The following is an 18,430-nucleotide window of genomic DNA, read 5'->3' on the forward strand; positions in this document are numbered from 1 at the left end:
GAGAACAGAAATGATCACCCAGGACCAGGGGCGTCCTGCGTCCAGGGGTAATCCCGACTCGATCGTCGTGATGCGCGAGCATGGGCGGGCGCAGACCGGGCTGACACCGTAGGGAGCCGTCCGAACGGCGGCGACATACTCCTGAAGAAGCGAGACCCTAGGCGGGCCGGCCTCCGGCGCGTTCCCACTGCGCCTCGTCCCACTCGACATATTCGAGCTGGACGCCACCAGGCAGCTTGGCGGTCAGGTTTCTCCCCGTGGGAACGTTCTGCGGGCCCCGCACGATCTGTGCTCCCGTCCGGTGGAGACGCACCTGGCACTCATCGAGGTCGTCCACGATCAGCGTCGCCGCTGTCTCCGTGTACGGCTCCAGTGTCTGCTCGTCCCCCGCCACTACCAGAACCTGGCCGACGGCGGCCAGCTCCAGGCCGTTCGGCATCGTGAAACGGCTGGTGATCGGCTCATCGGTAACGGTGCTGAGTGCTGCCAGTACCGCATCCAGGTCGGTGGCATAGACGCGCGCATAGGTACGAAAGATCCGCATGCCTACCAGCAAGGCATGATGAGCCGTGGCTATTCCGCTCGTGGTGCCCGCAGGGGCGGTGCGCCCCCGCCGGCGGTGCCTCCCGTCTCCGCCGGGCGGGCCGGAGCCGGGAGGACCAGGGAGCCGGGAGGGCCAAGACGCCCCGGGGGAGCCGGGAGGGCCGGGGGAATCGGAAGGGCCGTGGCCCGATCCGCCCTATCGGGCCGTCAGGAACTCGTCCAGGGACAGGGCGCGGTTCACGATGCGGGTGTCGCCGACGTTGCCGTGGAAGACGATGTCGACGGCGCCCTCGCGCTCGTGGCCGCCCAGCAGCCAGGGCAGCCCGAGCGAGGTGAGGCCGATCGAGATCCGCTTCGGGTTGTCGACGACCGGAGCGCCCTCGACGTACAGCCTCGTGTACCGGCCGTCGTTGACCACCGCCAGGTGCCACCACTTGAGTTCCACCAGGCCGTGACCCCAGTTGGTCGTCGGATAGGTGGTGTTCAGCGGGTAGTGGTTGAACTGCGGCTCGCGGCCGTTGTTCGAGATGGCGAACTGGACCAGGGGGTCGTTCGGGTCGGTGTTCTTGCCGTGCTTTCCGGCGGCCGCGGCGGAGCCCCGACGGCTGAGTATCGCCGCCCAGCCGTTGTTGCCCGAGTCCCAGTCCAGCGGCATCATCACGAACGTCTCGAAGGTGTACCCGGACCTGAACGTCTCGGAGTTCAGCGGCGCCTTCGGCCCCGTGGTCAGGTACGTGCCGTGCAGCGGGTTGCGGCCGCCGGCGAACTTCAGGCTGGCGTGCCCGGGCTGGTCGGGGTGGTGGTCGGCGGACCAGGTCAGCGCGTCGGCGGCCGTGCCCGGCAGGGTCACCGCCGTCAGGTCGTTGCCCTTGCCGGTCAGGTCGCGGACCGTCTGGCCCGCGCTGAGCGGGGTGCCGGGCGCCCCCTGCCCGTCGAAGCGCCAGTACGCCAGCGTGCCCTTCACCAGCTCCTTGTCGGCCGGGCGGGCGGGCCGGACCGGGACCGGGATGAAGCCGGCGAACCGCTTCTCGAAGTCGATCGCGATCGAGAAGTCGTCGACCGGCCCGGTGATCCGGGCGTGCTCGGCGGCCAGTTCGTTGCGGGACTCCGGGTCCTGGGCCAGGATCCACGGGTTGATCGTCTCGACGTCGATCGTGTTGCGGGCCAGGTCGAAGTGGTACAGCCGGATCATGCCGCCGCCGCCGAAATAGCGGTTCTGGTAGTTCGTGATGTGCATGTGCACGTCGTTGCCGGCGGCGTTCTTCTTGGTGGTGCGCCCGGACGGCCAGTAGTGGCCGTTGAGGGTCAGGAAGATCTGGTCGTTGTCCTTGATCAGTTTGTCCCAGATCGTCTCGCCGTACCCGGAGAGGGCGGCATTGTTCTCCGGGTCGCCGGACTCGTACGGGAAAACGTTGTCATCGTAGTCCGAGTAGACGATGTCGTGCGCCGTGAGGATCACCGGCATCTTCGGGTGGGCCTTGATGACGTCGTTGGCCCAGGCGAAGCCCTGGTCGGTGGTCCGCCAGTCCAGGGCCAGCACCAGCCACGAACGGCCGGCGGCCTGGAAGATGTGCGCGGTGTTGTAGCCGGTCGCGTCCGACCCGGCGAACGTCTTCGCGTGCTTGAACCGCTTCGGGCCCAGGGTCTGCAGGTACGACGTGTCGCCGCGGCTGTCGTCACCGGACACGTCGTGGTTGCCGGCCACCACGCTGTACGCGGCACCGTGCGCGTCCAGCAGTGCGAACGCCTTGTCGACCTGCTGGAACGACGACGCGTCGGCGTCCTGCGTCAGGTCACCGAGGTGCGTCATGAAGACGATGTTGTCGCCGTTGTCGCCGTTGTCGCCGTTGTCGCCGTTGTCACCGCCGTTTCCGCTGTTGTCGATGATGTAGCGGAACGACTCCTCCTGCGGCGTCCGGTTGACGCTGTCCTGGCTGCCCCAGTACAGGAACTGGGTGTCCGGCATGACCGCGAGGGTGAACTGGAGGGCGGTCGCATCCGGTTTCCAGGTGCCGATCCGGCCGCTTTTCGCGGTGTCCGCGGCGAACGCGGGCGTCGCGCCGAGCGTGGACGCACCGACGCCCGCGGCCGCCGCTCCCGCACCGGCCAGCGCCGCGTTGCGCAGGAAACCTCGGCGGTTCTGCCCGGCCGCATCGTGTGACGAGTGGTCACCATGGGTGCACATAGGGGTCCTTCCGGGGTGGAAACTGCAAACGAATTGAAGCTAATCGGAACTGGCCCAAGCCGGGCAGACGTGAGATGACCAGCGGAGATCAAATGTCTGTCCAGGTCTGAAGCGCAAGCCGAACTGTGACCGGGAGCTGACCTCATGTGTGCAGACAGCAACTAAATGGGCGGGGCCCGGCCGGGGAGACCGGATACCAGACGCGTGGGCGTCGGACATCGGCCGGATCGCATCGCAGTCGGCGATACCACCCCTGTACGCCCGGGGATTTCGCTATCTTCGTGCCGTGTCACAGCCTGCTCCGCCGTCGCCCGCCCCGCCGCCCCGCGACACCTGGCGGGAACGCTGCCGGGACTGGCGGAGATCCGTCTCCAGGCTCAACCGGCCCCTGCACTGGCTGCTGACCCGCTTCCTGAAGTGGGGTACGTGCATCGTCGCCCTGTACGCCGTCGGCGGCCTCTTTTTGGGCTGGACGGTCGCCTACGACGTCCTCGTGGGGATCACCTCCCCCGCCGACACCCCGTTCCCCGTCTACGCCTGGCTCCTGTCCCTGACCGGCTGGCTCGTCGTCCCCGCCGTCGTCGGCGGCGCCACCGGTTACCTGGTCAACCGGGAGATCGACAAGCGGCGACGCGTGCCCGAGGACGACTTGCTGGAGCAGATGACCGCGCAGGGCTCGGTACGGCCGTCTCCCCATGCCGGAGACAGCGGATGAGGACGCTTGGTGCCTTATACGACGAAGGCGGCGACGCCCGGCGGTTCGCGCAGGACTTCACCGGGCAGTTGCACGACGGAGACTGGGGACTGGCCAAGGACCACTGGACCCGCACCGTTCAGCACATCGCCGATCGGGCCAAGGAGTTGGACGACATGACCGCCGCGGAGGCAGGCCGTCGCGCCGAGGACCTGGCCCGTACCCTGTGCCTGGGGCTGCTCCGGCGAGGGTGCTGCTGGGCCTGCACGCAGGACGGACGCGACACCGGGCGAGGCGGGGTGGACCGATGACGGAGAAGATCCCCGCCGAACAGATCATCCGCGAGATGATCGGCTCGGCCGTACCCGGCGCCGATCCGGACGCCGTGGGAGAAGCGGCACGCGCGGTGAGCGACATCGGTCTCGTCCGCAGCCCCGGGGAGCAGGACGCCGAACGGCTGCGACGCTCCTTCGACGGACTGACACCGGCACCGGACAGCCCCACGGAGGACCCTGCACCCGGGGCTTCGGCCGTCCGCGGCACCGTCCGAAGAAAACCAGGACGGCGCGGTTTCTCCTATCGGCTTGCGGCATGGCTGGTGAAGCCGGTCCTCTTGATTTTCCTCAAGCGGGACTGGCGGGGCATGGAGAACATCCCGGCGGCAGGCGGATTCATCGCCGCGGTGAACCACAATTCACACCTCGACCCGTTCGCTTACGCGCATTATCAGTACAACACCGGACGGGTGCCGCGATTCCTGGCGAAGAGCGGTCTGTTCAAGCAGGGATTCGTCGGGGCGGTGATGCGTGGTACCGGACAGATCCCCGTCTACCGCGAGACCACGGACGGCCTCAGCGCCTTCCGGGCAGCGGTCGACGCCGTGGAGCGCGGCGAATGCGTCGCGTTCTACCCGGAAGGCACCCTCACCCGCGACCCCGACCAGTGGCCCATGGTCGGCAAGACGGGTGTCGCGCGCGTCGCCCTGCAGACCAGGTGCCCGGTCGTCCCCATCGCCCAGTGGGGCTGCAACGAACTGCTGCCGCCGTACGCCAAGAGACTCAACCTCCTGCCGCGCAAGACGCACCACGTGCTCGCGGGCCCGCCCGTGGACCTGTCACGGTTCTACGGCATGGAAATGACCCCGGACGTCCTCAGGGAGGTCACCGAGGTCATCATGGCCGCCATCACCCGCCGACTGGAGGAGATCCGGGGCGAGAAGGCCCCGGTCAGGCCCTACAACCCGGTCCGGGAACGGCATGGGCGGCGGCCTGCCACAGCCCCGGCGCGGCAGAAGAAGGGCCAGGGGAAGAGAGAGGGCCGGGGCGACTGAGGGCAGGGGCCGGGGCGACGCCGTGGCATCCACGGCGTTCGAGACGGCGCGCAGCGGTAGCGGGGCGCCGGGGCCTCCTGGCCGTGCTGAACCGGACCGTGCCACCCGGCCACGAGGCCCCTTTGCCTGTCGGCCGCTTCGGATCGTCGACCCCGGCGGCCGGGGTGGGCAAGTGCGCAGGTACGCAAATACGCACACCTCGGCGTGGCTCCGTCCCGCCCCTGGTCCAGCGCATTCCGGCCGCAACTCGGCCTCATTGCAGGCGTGTTGCCAGCCGCTCTCAGCGTCGCCAGGGTCTTCACCGGATCCATGGAGGAGGCATAGATTCCGGTCGGCCTGAACATCCAGTCGAGTCGAGGGAACCCTTTGAGACTCCATACGTCCGGAAGAAGGCGCCGCCTGTTCGTACTGGCGGCAGCCCTCCTGGTCACCGCGGCGACCCCGCACCTGACCGCCTCCGCAGACACCTCTTCGACCAGTGACACGAGAGGTGCGACCCGAGCTTTTGACAACGTTGCCACCTCCGTCGTCACCCTGATCACGGGTGACAAGGTCACCGTCACCCCCGATGCGGGCGGCGGTCCCGGCACCCTCACCGTGCAAGGACCCGACGGCGAGCCCGGCGCGGCCCGTGTACTGACCGTCGGCGGCGACACCTATGTCTATCCCGACTCCGCCCGCCCCTACCTGGCGTCCGGGGCCCTGGACGACCAACTCTTCGACATCACCCGGCTCGTGGCCGACGGGTACGACGATGCCTCGCAGAAGCATTTGCCCCTCATCGTCACCTACGGCGGCAAGGACACCTCGGCACCCACGCTGCGCCGGCGAGCCGTCGCGATGCCCGGGGACGTCACCGGCGTCCGCCCCCTCACCAGCGTCAACGGGGTAGCCCTCGGCGCGGCCCGCGACGACTGCGGCGCCCTGTGGAAGACGCTCACCGCAAACCGGGCCGCCGCCGGCAGGTCGGCCGCCGAGCCCGCCGGCCACGCGGGCTTCGCGGGCGGTGTCGCCAAGGTCTGGCTCGACGGCCGGGCCGAGGCCACGCTCGCCGACTCGGTCGCCCAGATCGGCGCGCCCGAGGTCTGGCGGGGCGGCAACACCGGCGAGGGCGTGGACGTGGCCGTCCTCGACACCGGCTACGACCAGGACCACCCCGACCTGAAGGACGTCGTCGAGGACAGCGCCAGCTTCGTCCCCGGTGAGGACGTCACCGACCGCAACGGGCACGGCACGCACGTCGCCTCCACCATCGCGGGCAGCGGCGCGGCCTCCGGCGGTACGGAGAAGGGCGTGGCCCCGGGCGTCGACCTGCACGTCGGCAAGGTCCTGTCCGACGCGGGGTCCGGCTACGACTCCGGGATCATCGCGGGCATGGAGTGGGCCGCCCGCGACGTCCACGCCCGCGTCATCAGCATGAGCCTCGGCAGCAGTGTGAACGCCGACGGCCAGACCGTCCTCGCCCGGGCCGTGGACGAACTCAGCGCGGAGACCGGCGCCCTGTTCACCATCGCGGCCGGCAACGACGGCCCCGACGCGCAGACGGTCAGGTCGCCCGGCACCGCGGACGCGGCCCTGACCGTCGCAGCGGTCGACTCCTCCGATGCCGTCGCCGAGTTCTCCAGCCGCGGCCCCCGCTACGGCGACGACGCCCTCAAGCCGGAGATCACCGCGCCCGGCGTCGGTATCCTCGCCGCCCGTTCGCAGTACATGAGCCAGGGCTCCGGCTCCTACGTCAGCCTCAGCGGCACCTCCATGGCCACCCCGCACGTGGCCGGCGTGGCCGCCCTGGTGGCCGCCGCCCACCCGGAGTGGACCGGCAGCCGCATCAAGGACGCGCTGATCAGCACCGTCAAGGCGACGCCGGACAACACCGTCGACGACGGCGGCAACGGCCGTGTGGACGCCGCGGCGGCCGCGACCGCGAGCCTCAGCGCCACCGGTGCGGTCAACGCCGGCATCCACGCGCCCGGCGACGACAACGGCACCGTGCAGAAGACCGCGACCTGGACCAACACCGGTGACCGCGCCGTCACCGTCGACCTCGCCGTGGACGCGCCCGGAGTACCCACCGGCGTGTTCACCCTCTCCGCCGACCACCTGGAGGTCCCCGCGCACGGCACGGCGGACGTCACCGTCACCACCGACCTGGACAAGGCGGGCGAACTCCAGCACTGGACAGGCCGGCTGACCGCGTCCGCCGACGGCAGCGTGCTCACCCGGACCCTGCTCGGCGTCAGCACCCGGCAGCAACTCTTCCACGTCCGCAGCAAGATCACCGGACGCTCCGGCGAACCCGCCTACGGCGCTCTCACCTTCTTCCGCAAGGGCGACGAGTACGCGGGTTACTCCCTCTTCGACGGCGGCCAGTCGGACGAACTGCTGCCGCCCGGCCGCTACACCGTCTACGCGGACTTCCGGGTGGAGGGCACGCACGGCGCGGCCTCGGCCGGATACGCCCGCATGGTTCTCCCGCAGGTGGACATCACCGGCTCCACCGACCTGGTCTTCGACGGCACCGAACTGCGGGAGATCTCCGCGGTCACCCCGCAGAAGACCGAGAACTTCACCCGGCACCTGGACTACTACCGCGCGTTCGACGACGGCACCTCGGTCTTCGACAGCTCCCTGATCGGAGACGGCTACGACAGTCTGTGGACCGCCCCGACCGAGCGGGCCGCGGACGGCGAGCAGTACCTCACCGCCCGCTGGCGCAACCAGGAGCCCCTGCTGACGGTCACGTCCGGCCGGCAGGAATTCGACGACCTGTGGATCCTGCCCGGTTCCGCGAAGCTCCCCGAGGGCGATCACGACCTCGACGCCATCCACCCCGGTGACGGTCTCGGCGCGGACTACGAGGGCGTCGACGCCGCGGGCAAGGCAGCCGTCGTCCGCTGGGACTCCGACGACGAGGACACCGCCGACGAACAGATCAGAGCCGCGCAGAAGGCCGGCGTGAAACTGCTGCTGTTCGTCAACGACCTCGACGGACGCCTGCGCCAGCCCATCATCAAGACCTCCCTCGAAGTGGCCGGCCTGTCCCGTACCGAGGGCGAGAAGCTCATCGCCGCCCTGGACGCGAGCCCCACCGGGAGCGCGCCCCTGCGGGCCGTCTCGCACCCCGACACCGACTATCTCTACGACCTGGTCCGCACCTGGAAGGGCCGCATACCCGCGAACCCCGTCTACGCGCCGAAGGCCCGTGAACTGGCCCGTGTGGAAACCACGTTCCACAACCCCACCGGACGCGAGGTGTACGAGAACCGCTACGACGTCCACCCCTGGACCGCCTACCTGGTCGGCAGCAACCGGCTCAGCACCGCAGGCGCCCACCGCACCGACTACGTCACCACCGACGACTCCTTCTCCTGGGCCGAGGAGGGCGAACTCCAGGCGCTGTCCTACAGCGCCTCCGGTGCCGTCCGGTACCCGGCGGGCCGGACGACACACGCGGAGTGGTTCGGCCCCGTCGTGCGGCCCCGCATCAACGACGCCGTGGCGCCCCCGGTCCGCACGGGCGACGAGATCGACGTGACCCTGCCGTCCTGGGGCGACTCCGGCGGCAACCACGTCAACTGGACGCCCTTCGGCAGCAGCGGCACCACCCAGGAGACCCGTCTCTACCGTGACAGGACCCTGGTCGCCGAGGGCGGCAGCGCGCTGACCGCGACCGTGCCGTCACCGAAGAGCACCTACCGTCTGGTCCACGAGGCGACCCGCACCGCCACGGCCGCCTTCCCCTACTCGACGGCCACCCGTACGGAGTGGACCTTCACCTCGGCCCGGCCCCGTACTCAGCAGGAGAGCGGGCAGCTTCCCCTCGTCCAGCTCGACTACACCCTGCCCACGTCCGACGACGGCACGGCGGACGGCGACGCGTCGCTGCTCGTCACGCCGGTGCACCTGACCGGCGGACCGGACTCGGCACCGCACGTCGCCAAGGTCGAACTGTCCTACGACGACGGCGCCACCTGGACCACCGCACGGCTGCAGGACCGGGGCCACGGCACAGCGGGCGTCGCACTGCACGCGCCCGCCTCGGCCCAGTACCTCACGCTGCGCGTGCAGGCCGGCGACAGCCGCGGCAACACGGTCACGCAGACCGTCGTACGCGCCGCGGGAATCACCGGATGACCCGGCCCTGACGGCAACCGGCCGCCCGGCGATCCCCCATGGTCGCCGGGCGGTTCACCCGTGTGGATCCCCGTGTGGACCGGTGGCACACGGCACGCGGTGTGCCGCCCGGCGTGCGCACCGCCCCCGTCGCCACGCCCGCCCGCGCGGGAAACCGGCCGCCGGCCTAGCTGGTAACACCTGCTACCATCACGCTATGCCGAAGACTCAATGGGGCGCCCGCGTCGACGACTCGGTCAAGGAACTCGCCGCGATCCGGGCCAAGGAGCGCGGTCTGAGCATCGGTGACTACATCGCCGAGCTGGTCCGGGAGGACGTCGCCGGACTGCGCAGGCGGGGCCTGGACGCGGCCCGGACCTTCCTCGACGAGTACCAGAGCGTCTTCGACGAGGCCGAGGAATCCGACCGGCAGGCCAAGCCCAGGGGGGCGCACGCCGCGTAATGGACCTGCACATCGACGTCCCCTGGATCCTGCAGGTCGCGGAGATCGCCGGCGCCGCGGACCCGGCGCCCGAGGACTACGGCATTCCGGTCGCCGCGGTGGCCTGCCACCGGGCAGAACTGCTCGAACAGCGTGTCTACGAAGGCCCCTGCGAGCGGGCCGCCGCCCTGGTCCACGTACTCGGCCGGTGCCACTGGCTGGAGCGGTCCAACCTGGCCGTCGCCGCGGCGACGGGCGTGATGTACCTGGAGGCGTCCGGCATCCCGGTCAAGCCCGGCTACCAGGACGCCGTCGCGCTGCGCGACCTGCTGCGTGACCCCTCCTGCACCGCCGCGGGCATCGCGGCACTGCTGCGCGGCTGGCCGCGCTCCGCCTGAACGAGGTGGTACCGGGTCCACGGGCTCGGTGGCGTCGTGGTCCCCGCCGGACAACCGGGCAACGGAACAACAATGCGTTGTCCCGTTGCCCGGCGGGGATAGAGTGACGGCATGGCTCTCGACGCGCAGGACGACGCCCGCAGGCGGCTGTCCGCACTGGAGGAGGGGCCCGCCGCCGGGCGGGGCGCGGCCCGCCGGCTGGAGGAGGACGTGGCGCTGCTGGGGCGGTTGCTGACGCCCGCCGCAGGCCACCGCCGGCAAGACGGTCGGCACGCCGGCCGGCACGCCGACGCCACGGTCGACGACATCGGTGCCGGGCTGAGCCTGTTCGAGGAGATGCGCGTGGCCCTGGACCGGCTGGAGACGCAGGTGGTCATCGAGGCCCGGCGGCGCGGCATGGACTGGCGGCAGATCGCCCGGCACCAGGGGCTGAACTCCTCCCAGGCCGCGTCCCAGCGCTACCAGCGGCTGATGACCCGCCTGGAAGAGATCCGCCAGGGCATCCGGTAGGGAAGGAGAACACCGGTGACGGACCAGCCGCAGGAGTTGTTCGCCGCGGTCGACTCGCTGCTCGCCGCGGTCGACGGCGGCACCGTGCTGCCCGCCCCGGCCGAGCGGGTCAGGCTGCGCGAGGCGGCCGGGCTGACCGAGGCGGCCGTCGCCCAGGCCCTCGGGGTGCGCGTACCGAGCATCCAGGCCTGGGAGGCGGGCCGCGCCGAGCCCAAGGGCGAGCGCCGCGAAGCGTATCGAAGGCTCCTCGAAGGGCTTGCCCGGCGCTGTCCCGCGCCTGCGGCCACTCCTCCCGGGACAACCCGTCCCACGGAGCAACGGGACGCGTATGCGCCGGTGTCCGCCGGGACCGGGCCGCAGACGGCGGCTGCCCCCGGCTCGCGCCCCGCCCGGACGAGCCCCTCCCCGCGTCCCGGTACGAAGAAGTCCGCCGCGACAGCCACGGCGAAGTCCGCGGCGACATCCACGACGGCGAAGCCCGCCGCCCCGGGCCCGGCCGGCACCGACCCGCGTTTCGAGAACGGGCCGCTCGCGGTCGTCGACGCCGACGTGGACGGACAGGTCGTGGCGTACTGCGTCGGCGGACTGATCCTGGACGTACCCGCGAAATCCCTCCCGGCCCTGATCGACTGGACGCTGCAGGAGGCCCGGCTGGGGCAGCCGAAGCTGTCCGGCCCGGGCAAGGACGCCGACCCCCTGGTCGTGCTCACCGACACCGCGCTCAAGCGCTACGGCCTGCCGGTGACCCTCACCGACGAGGAGCGCCTCGCCGGCCGGCTGCCCGAGAACCACAAGGCCGTCAGGCAACTGGCGCGCGCGGAGTGGAAGCTGACGAAGCGCGGGTTCGGGCCGTGGGCGCGGATCTACCGCCCGGCGCGTGGTGCGGAGCGTTCGTGCGTGCAGCTGTGCATCCCGTCCTGGCACGCGCTGGACGCCCGGCACTGGGACGGCGCCGCCGGGCTGGCACCGGCCGACCTCGCCCGGCTCCTCGGTGTGTACGCGACGCGGGTCATGACGCCGCGCGGGTCGACCGCGGTGACCGGCCTGGAGCTGATGACGGCCCTGCACCCGCCGACCCGTGCGTCCGAGCCGGACGCCGACGGCAAGCGGCACAGCGAGCACAACCCCGGCTCACTGGGCACGGACCCGGTCGACCCGGCGCCCTGCGAGGTACCCGACGGCCACCCCCTGCTGGCCGGCCTGCCCCGCTTCCACCGCCGTACCCCGGCGGAGGTCCTGGCGGAGGAGGCGTACGACTGGGCACGCCCGCTCACCGACGCCGAATGCATGAAGCGGTTCCTGGTCGGCATCGACGTCAACATGGCCTTCGCCGCGGGCGCCAACGGCGTGATCGTCGGTCTCGGTGTGCCGACACACGTCCGGCGTCCGGCCTTCGACCCGAAGCTGCCCGGTTCGTGGCTGGTCGACCTGTCCCACGTCGACCTGTCCAGGGTGAAGGTCGGCAAGGAGTGGGCGGACCTGGACGCGGGCCTGCTGCCCGGCCCCTTCACCCCTTCCGGCGAGCGGCCGGCGGGACCCGCCTGGTACGCGACGCCGACGGTGGCGTACGCGGTGGAACTGGGATACGACGTCGATCCCGTCGAGGCGTACGTCCGTGAGGAGAGCGGCCGTTACCTGGACGCCTGGTACAACCGGCTGCGTGACGCGTACGTGGCGACGATGGCCGACCTCGGCGTGCCGGCCGACGTGCCGCCGGACGAGTTCCTGAAGGCGATGGACGGCCACAAGCTGCGCGACCCGCAGCTGGCGATCGTGGTGGCCGCGGTCAAGGCGACGGTGAAGGGCGGCATCGGCAAGCTGCGCGAGCGTCCGCGCGGCGAGGGCTGGAAGCCGGGGCAGCCGTGGCGGGCCCTGGCCCGCCCGACCTGGCGTCCGGACATCCGGGCCGCGGTCATCTCCCGCACCCGGGTCAACATGCACCGCAAGATCGTCAAGCACGCCGCGTTCACCGGCCAGTACCCGGTGGCGGTCCTGTCCGACTGCGCGGTGTACGCCGCCGACGGGCCGGGTCCGCTGGACTTCCTGCCGTACCGGGCGGGCAAACCGCTGCCGGGCGGCTGGCGGCTCGGTGTCTCGCCCGGCATGGTCAAGCACGAGGGCACCCAGACCGTGCTGTGGGGCGAGGGGGTCCGGGAGCAGTTCGACTCCCCGGAACTCAACCTCGCCCGGTACATCAAGACCGGCGAGGTCACCACCAAGGACACCGGGGAGTAGACCGCGATGACCATGTTCGGGGACGGCCTGGAGCAGGCGGTGCAGCGCTCGTTCACCCGTCCCGTCCCCAAGTCGGCCGGTGCGCAGATGCGTTACCTGGTGAGACAGCTCAAGGGCACCAGGGCGGTCGCCCAACTGCTGGGGATCTCCCAGCGCACCGTCGAACGGTACGTGAAGAACCAGATCAAGAAGCCGCGCCCGGACCTCGCCGCACGCCTGGTGAACGAGGTGCGCAAGCGGTGGCAGCCGCAGGTCCGGGCGCGGGTGCGGCAGCGGGCGGTGACGACCGACGGCATCGTCATCGACACACGGGCCCGGATCGGCTACACCGCGCCGATCGGCTCCACCGACGACGCCCGCATGCGGCACCTGACCGTCGCGCTGCCGCCGCGGTATGCGGCCCGCCTCTTCGACGCCCAGCAGACCGGCGCCGGCGACCAGCAGTTGCAGCAGATCGCCGCCGAAGGGCTCAAGGAGGTCTACTTCCAGGACGACGGCCGCCGTGCCGGCAGCCTGGAGGAGGTCCGCTTCACGGATGTGGAGCACGTGGAGTTCGACTTGTAGGTGTCCGGTTCCCCTGAGGTGCGGTCGGGTAGCGGGGACGCATTGCTGCGTCCCCGCCCCCTAAGAACCGGACGTGCCAGTCGTCCCGGCATCCGGCTCAAGCAAGCCCCAAGGGCTTCGCAGTCAGCAGGTTGACGTGGCCCGTATGCTGTCGCCTGCGTGATGCTGACGATGGCATTCGGAGTGCACGAGGCGAAGGTTGTTCCGCTCGTCCGTGCCGCCGTCTCGCCGGTAGGTGAAGTGATGCTTATGGAGCATCTTCTTCGATGCCGCGAACCAGTTGATCCACTCGCGTGGACTGTCCGGCTCGTACTCGGCTCCGGCGATCAGCGCCTGTTTGCAGAGCGGGCAAAGCCCTCTCTGCCTCGCTGCCAGGACAAGACTCGTCTTGTCCATCGGCGGAGGCGCTTTCTTCTTGCGGCGGTCTTGCCAGTATCTCGTCAGGGAGGGGTCGTCCGGAGACGCTCCAGCGGACGATGCCCGTCCAGGAGAACTTGGGAAGGTAGGCACCACTGCTGCGGTCGCCGAAGACCCATTGGTCCCGCCTGGTCGGGTGGAATCTACCGAAGTACCGGGTTGTCACCCAGTATCTCGGCTTGTTGCGGTGGCTGCGCTTGGCCCACTTATAGGCCAGTTGCCACATATAGCGATCCAGCGACGCGAATGTCGTCGTGGAAGCCACCGTCCGGTAGTAGGCTGCCCAACCGCGAACGATAGGGACCAGCCTGCGCAGTACGGCCTCGATATTGGAACCTTGCAGGTTCCTCATCTCGGTCCGTAAGCGTTCCCGGAGCCTCTTACAGGCCGTGGAGCTGGGGCGGGTGATCAGTTTTCCCTTGGTCCGACGGACGTTGAAGCCGAGGAAGTCAAATCCTTCTGCGAGGTGAACGATCTTGGTCTTTTCCTCGTTGAAGCAAAGCCCCCTGGGATTCAGCCAGTCGACTAGTCGGGCTCTGACTTGGTGTGCTTCCTCCTCGCTGTGGCAAAGCACAACGAAGTCGTCGGCATACCGCACCAACACTGGAGTGCCGGGTTCTGCGCCAGGCTCATAGCTTGCGTAGCTCCGACGCGTCGCCGATTTTCGGCATCCAGCGGCCTGTTCCATTCCATGCAGGGCAACGTTCAACAGCAGGGGGCTGATTACACCGCCTTGAGGTGTCCCCTCGTCAGTCGGTGCAAACCGACCGCGATCGATCACTCCGGCCTGCAGCCAGCTTCGGATCAGTCTCCTTCCGGGAAACTGTCCGATGGAAGCCAACAGGTGGTTGTGGTCGATCCGGTCGAATGCCGCCGACAGGTCCGCGTCCAGGACCCACAGACGTTTGGCGGCTGAGCCGCATACCGTCCAGTAGATTGCGGATATCGCGTCCTGACAGCTGCGACCGGGCCGAAAGCCGTAAGACTTCGACTCGAACCGCGCTTCCCACTCAGGCTCCAGTGCGTTCTTCACGCGGGCCTGGAGGACCCGGTCACGGATGACCGGGATGCCGAGTGGTCGCTGTTTCCCGTTGCTCTTGGGGATGAACACTCGCTTGACCGGCCTGGCTTTCCAGGGCTCCGGCGACCGATGGAGTTCGGCCGCCAGCGCGCCTCTCGCCTTGGGGGTGAGGGCTCTTTCCCTGTCGATGCCAGCGGTCTTGCGACCATGGCTCTGCTGCGTCACCCGCTTCACGCTGACCAGCGTGTTACTGCGGCTCCGCAGCATGACCTTCTGCAAGTTGCGGACCTTCTTCCAGTCCTCTTCCTGCGTCGCCTTGAAGATTCTCTGCCTCAGTCGCCGTACGTTCTCCTCGCACGTGGCCCAATCGATGTCGTGCCAGTCGAGTAAGTCGTCTTCGGGTCCGTTCGCCGCAGGCGAGGTCATCACGACAGGTGCCGTGACTTCCATGTTCACCTCCAGTGTCTAACTTGTCCCTCGGTTCGAGCGTCCTTGCAGTGGTGACTTCAAAGGCTCACCTGATCCACGTGGGCGCCCTTTCGGGCCGAGCCACCAGGCTCGTATCCGACGAGTTATGCGGGGGCGGGTGAAGATCCCGTTGTCCCGTTTTCCTCCGACCTTTCGGCCCGCCGGCCTTCGCTTTTTGGATCATCCTTCTCCCGCCGGGGAGTTGAGCCTTCCTTGCAGTTGGCCTACCGGGTGTTTCCCGGACCCTGACGGGGTTTCCACGTTCCGCACTGAAAAGAAACGACCGGGGCAGGACGCCCCCTCGACCCCGGGACCAGCGGTATCCGCCCCTCTGATTCACCCTGAACAGAGGGCACTTGGTGCCTTGCAACACCGGGTCCTGTGACTGCCGTCTGCATGCCATCGCACAGCCTTCGTGTCACGGGGCATTAATAGGGGTTCACTCTCGTTCGTCCGTCCGGTCTTCCCCTGGCCTGTTGCACCCCGATGGCCGGGGTGCCCTTGGGCTTGAACGCTCAGCTTCACACCCCGCCGTTACCAGCGACGCATGTGAGCGCGGGGACGAACCTGGATACTGGTTCGAGGGAGAGCCGTTCTATCTCTTCTTCATCAACTGTCCCTACTTTCTCAGTGCGACCTCGTGTCGCACGGGTGTTCACGAGTGCAGGTGACCTGCGACAACAAGAGGCTCTGAAGATCGTTCCCTGTGTCGTCGAAGATCATTCCCCAGTGGTGAGGGGGACCCAGGCCGACTGACTGCGACCGACCGTTCGCGAGATGTATGACCGGTCCACCGCTCCGTGCCCCTCTTCTGGGTGATAGCACCAGGGTGAGTTTCGAAGTATTTTCAAAGTCATGGGTACTGAGAACGCGGCCGTGAACTTCTCCGAGCTGGTGAACAAGAACAAGCAGACGCTGGCCCGGCTCCAGGAATCGCCGAGACTGCTCCTGCACCGCAGAGACGGCGAGGATCTGGTCCTGACCACCGCGGCGCGGGCCGAGCAGGACCAGACCGTGGTGTCGGCAGCCACCCGGATGCTGGCCGCGATGGCACGCCGGGAGCCCGGCAGCATGGAACTGCTCCTCGACATACTGCCGGAGGCCTTCCCTTGGGTCCGATTCCTGCCCGAGCCCGATCTCCACGCCTTCGCCGTCGAGCTGGTCGACACCATGCGCGCCGCCGACTCCCTCGGCAACAGCGCGTCCGTCGCCCAACTGCTCATCGCCTGGCAGCACACCGCCGAGGTCCACTCCGACCCCGAACTGCTCGCCGCACTGACCAGAGACCACGGCGAGGACTACGGCCCGGCACCAGACCCTCGGGACGTCGCATGACCCCGGCCCGCGGCGACCGCGCCGCGCCCCCGGCACCGGACGGCCACTGGGAAGTCCGCTTCGCTGATGCCGCCTCTGCCAAGGGCTGGGAGAGCCTCGCCCAACAGGCCCGGGAGAACACCTACCGCGCCTGGATCACCATGCGCACCGCCCCCAGACCGGCCACCGAGACACCCCGGCACCACCGCCTCAAGGGCGTTCTGGCGCACGGCACCCACCGCGGGCAGACCTGCGAGCAGTGGCAGATCGAGGTCACCGGCGGCGGCCGCATCTGGTACCTCCTGGACACCGCCAGGCAGACTTGCTGGATCACCTTCGCGGGGACCGGGCACCCGCGAGCCACAGACCGACACTGAGCCAACGCGGCTCGATCGGCGGCGGAACGGGACTGGGCGGCGAGAATCGACCGCCCTGTCCCCATCCACCACCCCAGGCCCGAACAGGTTGAGGCTGGTGTCAGCGTCCGGGGACTCCGAGTTGCCTCGCGGCAGCGTCGACAGTCTGTGCCAGCAGGACGGCGATGGTCATCGGGCCGACCCCGCCGGGAACAGGGGTGATCAAGCGGGCGCGGGTGTGGGCGGTGTCGAAGTCCACGTCGCCGATGTTGCCGGGGTTGTAGCCGGCGTCGATCACTACCGCGCCGGGTTTGATGTCTTCTGCGCAAATCAGCCGGGGCCTGCCCACGGCCGCGATCACGATGTCCGCTTCCCGGACGACCGAGGACAGGTCCGCGGTGCGGGAGTGGCAGTACGTCACCGTGGCGTCCTTGGCGAGCATGAGCATCCCGACCGGTTTGCCGAGGATCGCGCTGCGGCCGACTACGACGGCGTGCTGGCCCGCGGGATCGACGTTGTACTCGTCCAGCAGCCGCATGATGCCGCCGGGCGTGCACGATACGAAGCCGGGTAGCCCGAAGCTCATCGCGCCGAAGGAGTGCATCGTGACGCCGTCGACGTCCTTTTCCGGGGCGATGGCCTCGAAGGCCACGCGCTCGTCGATGTGCTCACCAACAGGGTGCTGCAGCAGGATGCCGTGCACGCCGGGGTCCTGAGACAGGGCGGCGAGCGTGTCGACCAGTTCGGCGGTCGTGGTGGTGGCGGGCAGAGGGACATGGCGGGAGGTGATGCCGGCCTTCGCGCAGCGGGCCCGCTTCATGCGGACGTACGTCACGGACGCCGGGTCCTCACCCACCAGTACAGTCGCCAGGCAGGGCGGCACGCTGGTGCGCCGTGAGATCTGCGCCGCACGGGCGGTGGTCTCCTCGATGATGCGCCGGGCGAGTCCGGTACCGTTCATGAGCTGGGCCGTCTGTGTCGGGGACATGGTCGCCTCCCAGGCGTCGTTGACCACTCGCCCAGGCGCACGGCATCGACCGATTCGTCAGACCGCTCCCCGGTGGTGCTCCACCTCAGCGCCAGTCACGGCCCACCCCGCACTGTAGTGGACGCGAAGGGATTCGGCGGGCCGACAGCCGCTGGGCGCAATCGTCGGGGGGCCTGCCTGTTGTGAGACGCGAAGCGTTGAGTTATCCACGGGCGCCTCAACAGCGACGAGATCGACATCGGCAACCCGAAGCACCGCCCGGCACCGGGCCAGGCCGCCCAGACGTTCCTCGTCGCCCTCATGGTCACCGCCGGAAACCTCGACATCCTCGAAACCTGGCTCTACCAGCGCACCGGCACCCACCTCACCGACAGCGTCTTCGACAACACCCATCCCCAGCCGTCGACATGGCCCACGACTAAACCACCCGCACAGGCCGGACGGCCGCCGCCACCCGCCACAGGCCGCTGAACCACAAGAACCGAACACGACCGCAGCCAGCCCCGGTGTGCCGGGGCTGGCTGCGGTGCCCGCGACACGGAAAAGCGGGACAGCGACACAGCCACGCTCGACGCCCGCCGCCATCCATCACCCCGAACAGGCTCGAACAGACCCCGGAAACGACAAAGATCCCGACCGATCATGAAGATCGGCGGGATCTTGTCAACCTCTCCCGAGCGAACTCAAGAACAGTCGAGGTGCGGAGGCGGGCTGCGACTGAGCGCTTCATGTGGTGAGTGAGGGCGCAAGTCGGCTGCCGGAGCGTCTGCATCCTCGACGTCACACGCTGGGTGATCTCACCCTGCAGCGACTCGTACCCCCGCATGAGAAGAACCACGTCCGCTGTCGTCG

15 protein-coding genes, 1 pseudogene and 1 riboswitch are annotated in these 18,430 nt (G+C 69.3%); of the genes and pseudogenes, 12 read left to right on the plus strand and 4 right to left on the minus strand.

Features of this window, described 5'->3' with window-relative positions; all coding sequences use genetic code 11:
* Positions 1-157: 157 nt before the first annotated feature.
* Positions 158-544: a hypothetical protein gene (locus ACFYPJ_RS25445; protein WP_389021460.1), complete on the minus strand. Its 387-nt coding sequence runs from the start codon at positions 542-544 to the stop codon at positions 158-160.
* Positions 545-739: 195 nt separating this feature from the next.
* Entirely contained in the window at positions 740-2,728 is a 1,989-nt protein-coding gene (locus ACFYPJ_RS25450) for a LamG-like jellyroll fold domain-containing protein (RefSeq protein ID WP_389021464.1), read from the minus strand.
* Positions 2,729-3,014: 286 nt separating this feature from the next.
* Here ACFYPJ_RS25450 and ACFYPJ_RS25455 point away from each other — a divergent pair, with 286 nt between their 5' ends.
* The 9 genes from ACFYPJ_RS25455 (at position 3,015) to tpg (ending at position 13,014) form a co-directional block, all read left to right on the plus strand.
* A complete protein-coding gene (locus ACFYPJ_RS25455) occupies positions 3,015-3,443 on the plus strand; it encodes a DUF6313 family protein (protein ID WP_389021467.1) in 429 nt (142 codons plus the stop codon).
* Positions 3,444-3,511: 68 nt separating this feature from the next.
* Complete coding sequence (locus tag ACFYPJ_RS25460; RefSeq protein ID WP_389021470.1) at positions 3,512-3,733, plus strand: hypothetical protein; 222 nt, start codon at positions 3,512-3,514, stop codon at positions 3,731-3,733.
* A 284-nt stretch (positions 3,734-4,017) separates the two neighbouring features.
* Positions 4,018-4,752 carry a lysophospholipid acyltransferase family protein gene (locus ACFYPJ_RS25465; RefSeq protein ID WP_389021576.1) on the plus strand — a complete coding sequence of 245 codons (735 nt, stop codon included), beginning with the start codon at positions 4,018-4,020 and terminating at the stop codon, positions 4,750-4,752.
* Positions 4,753-5,118: 366 nt separating this feature from the next.
* The gene (locus ACFYPJ_RS25470) at positions 5,119-8,886 is read left to right on the plus strand and encodes a S8 family serine peptidase (protein ID WP_389021473.1); all 3,768 of its coding nucleotides are present in this window, start codon (positions 5,119-5,121) and stop codon (positions 8,884-8,886) included.
* A gap of 196 nt (positions 8,887-9,082) precedes the next feature.
* The gene (locus ACFYPJ_RS25475; RefSeq protein WP_389021476.1) at positions 9,083-9,328 is read left to right on the plus strand and encodes a hypothetical protein; all 246 of its coding nucleotides are present in this window, start codon (positions 9,083-9,085) and stop codon (positions 9,326-9,328) included.
* The gene (locus ACFYPJ_RS25480; RefSeq protein WP_389021479.1) at positions 9,328-9,705 is read left to right on the plus strand and encodes a fic family toxin-antitoxin system, toxin component; all 378 of its coding nucleotides are present in this window, start codon (positions 9,328-9,330) and stop codon (positions 9,703-9,705) included. The genes ACFYPJ_RS25475 and ACFYPJ_RS25480 overlap by 1 nt, the downstream gene beginning before the upstream one ends.
* Positions 9,706-9,816: 111 nt before the next feature.
* Positions 9,817-10,215, plus strand: a complete 399-nt coding sequence (locus ACFYPJ_RS25485) for a hypothetical protein (RefSeq protein WP_389021482.1) — start codon at positions 9,817-9,819, stop codon at positions 10,213-10,215.
* Between the two features lie 15 nt (positions 10,216-10,230).
* Positions 10,231-12,450: a telomere-associated protein Tap gene (tap, locus tag ACFYPJ_RS25490; protein ID WP_389021485.1), complete on the plus strand. Its 2,220-nt coding sequence runs from the start codon at positions 10,231-10,233 to the stop codon at positions 12,448-12,450.
* Positions 12,451-12,456: 6 nt separating this feature from the next.
* Positions 12,457-13,014 carry a telomere-protecting terminal protein Tpg gene (tpg, locus tag ACFYPJ_RS25495; RefSeq protein WP_389021487.1) on the plus strand — a complete coding sequence of 186 codons (558 nt, stop codon included), beginning with the start codon at positions 12,457-12,459 and terminating at the stop codon, positions 13,012-13,014.
* Between the two features lie 123 nt (positions 13,015-13,137).
* Here tpg and ltrA read toward each other — a convergent pair.
* A pseudogene (ltrA, locus tag ACFYPJ_RS25500) lies at positions 13,138-14,902 on the minus strand (group II intron reverse transcriptase/maturase).
* Between the two features lie 873 nt (positions 14,903-15,775).
* On the opposite strand from ltrA, the gene ACFYPJ_RS25505 reads away from it, so the two are divergent.
* Positions 15,776-16,255 carry a hypothetical protein gene (locus ACFYPJ_RS25505; protein WP_389021490.1) on the plus strand — a complete coding sequence of 160 codons (480 nt, stop codon included), beginning with the start codon at positions 15,776-15,778 and terminating at the stop codon, positions 16,253-16,255.
* Entirely contained in the window at positions 16,252-16,611 is a 360-nt protein-coding gene (locus ACFYPJ_RS25510; RefSeq protein ID WP_389021492.1) for a hypothetical protein, read from the plus strand. The genes ACFYPJ_RS25505 and ACFYPJ_RS25510 overlap by 4 nt, the downstream gene beginning before the upstream one ends.
* 100 nt (positions 16,612-16,711) lie before the next feature.
* On the opposite strand, the gene ACFYPJ_RS25515 is transcribed toward ACFYPJ_RS25510, so the two are convergent.
* Positions 16,712-17,578, minus strand: a complete 867-nt coding sequence (locus tag ACFYPJ_RS25515) for a bifunctional 5,10-methylenetetrahydrofolate dehydrogenase/5,10-methenyltetrahydrofolate cyclohydrolase (RefSeq protein ID WP_389021495.1) — start codon at positions 17,576-17,578, stop codon at positions 16,712-16,714.
* 22 nt (positions 17,579-17,600) lie between these two features.
* Positions 17,601-17,687: riboswitch (ZMP/ZTP riboswitch) on the minus strand.
* Positions 17,688-17,878: 191 nt separating this feature from the next.
* Here ACFYPJ_RS25515 and ACFYPJ_RS25520 point away from each other — a divergent pair.
* Positions 17,879-18,049 (plus strand): hypothetical protein, encoded by a 171-nt coding sequence (locus tag ACFYPJ_RS25520; protein ID WP_389021497.1) that lies wholly within the window; start codon positions 17,879-17,881, stop codon positions 18,047-18,049.
* Positions 18,050-18,430: the final 381 nt, after the last annotated feature.

This window comes from Streptomyces sp. NPDC006012, from assembly GCF_042871185.1.
In the GTDB taxonomy this organism is placed as follows: Bacteria; Actinomycetota; Actinomycetes; order Streptomycetales; family Streptomycetaceae; genus Streptomyces.

Bases quoted from the DNA above. Each gene is read 5' to 3' on its own strand.
- ACFYPJ_RS25445 (WP_389021460.1), bottom strand. From the start codon at position 544: ATGCGGATCTTTCGTACCTATGCGCGCGTCTATGCCACCGACCTGGAT.
- ACFYPJ_RS25450 (WP_389021464.1), bottom strand. From the start codon at position 2,728: ATGTGCACCCATGGTGACCACTCGTCACACGATGCGGCCGGGCAGAAC.
- ACFYPJ_RS25475 (WP_389021476.1), top strand. From the start codon at position 9,083: ATGCCGAAGACTCAATGGGGCGCCCGCGTCGACGACTCGGTCAAGGAA.
- ACFYPJ_RS25480 (WP_389021479.1), top strand. From the start codon at position 9,328: ATGGACCTGCACATCGACGTCCCCTGGATCCTGCAGGTCGCGGAGATC.
- ACFYPJ_RS25485 (WP_389021482.1), top strand. From the start codon at position 9,817: ATGGCTCTCGACGCGCAGGACGACGCCCGCAGGCGGCTGTCCGCACTG.
- tpg (WP_389021487.1), top strand. From the start codon at position 12,457: ATGACCATGTTCGGGGACGGCCTGGAGCAGGCGGTGCAGCGCTCGTTC.
- ACFYPJ_RS25505 (WP_389021490.1), top strand. From the start codon at position 15,776: ATGGGTACTGAGAACGCGGCCGTGAACTTCTCCGAGCTGGTGAACAAG.
- ACFYPJ_RS25510 (WP_389021492.1), top strand. From the start codon at position 16,252: ATGACCCCGGCCCGCGGCGACCGCGCCGCGCCCCCGGCACCGGACGGC.
- ACFYPJ_RS25515 (WP_389021495.1), bottom strand. From the start codon at position 17,578: ATGTCCCCGACACAGACGGCCCAGCTCATGAACGGTACCGGACTCGCC.
- ACFYPJ_RS25520 (WP_389021497.1), top strand. From the start codon at position 17,879: ATGGTCACCGCCGGAAACCTCGACATCCTCGAAACCTGGCTCTACCAG.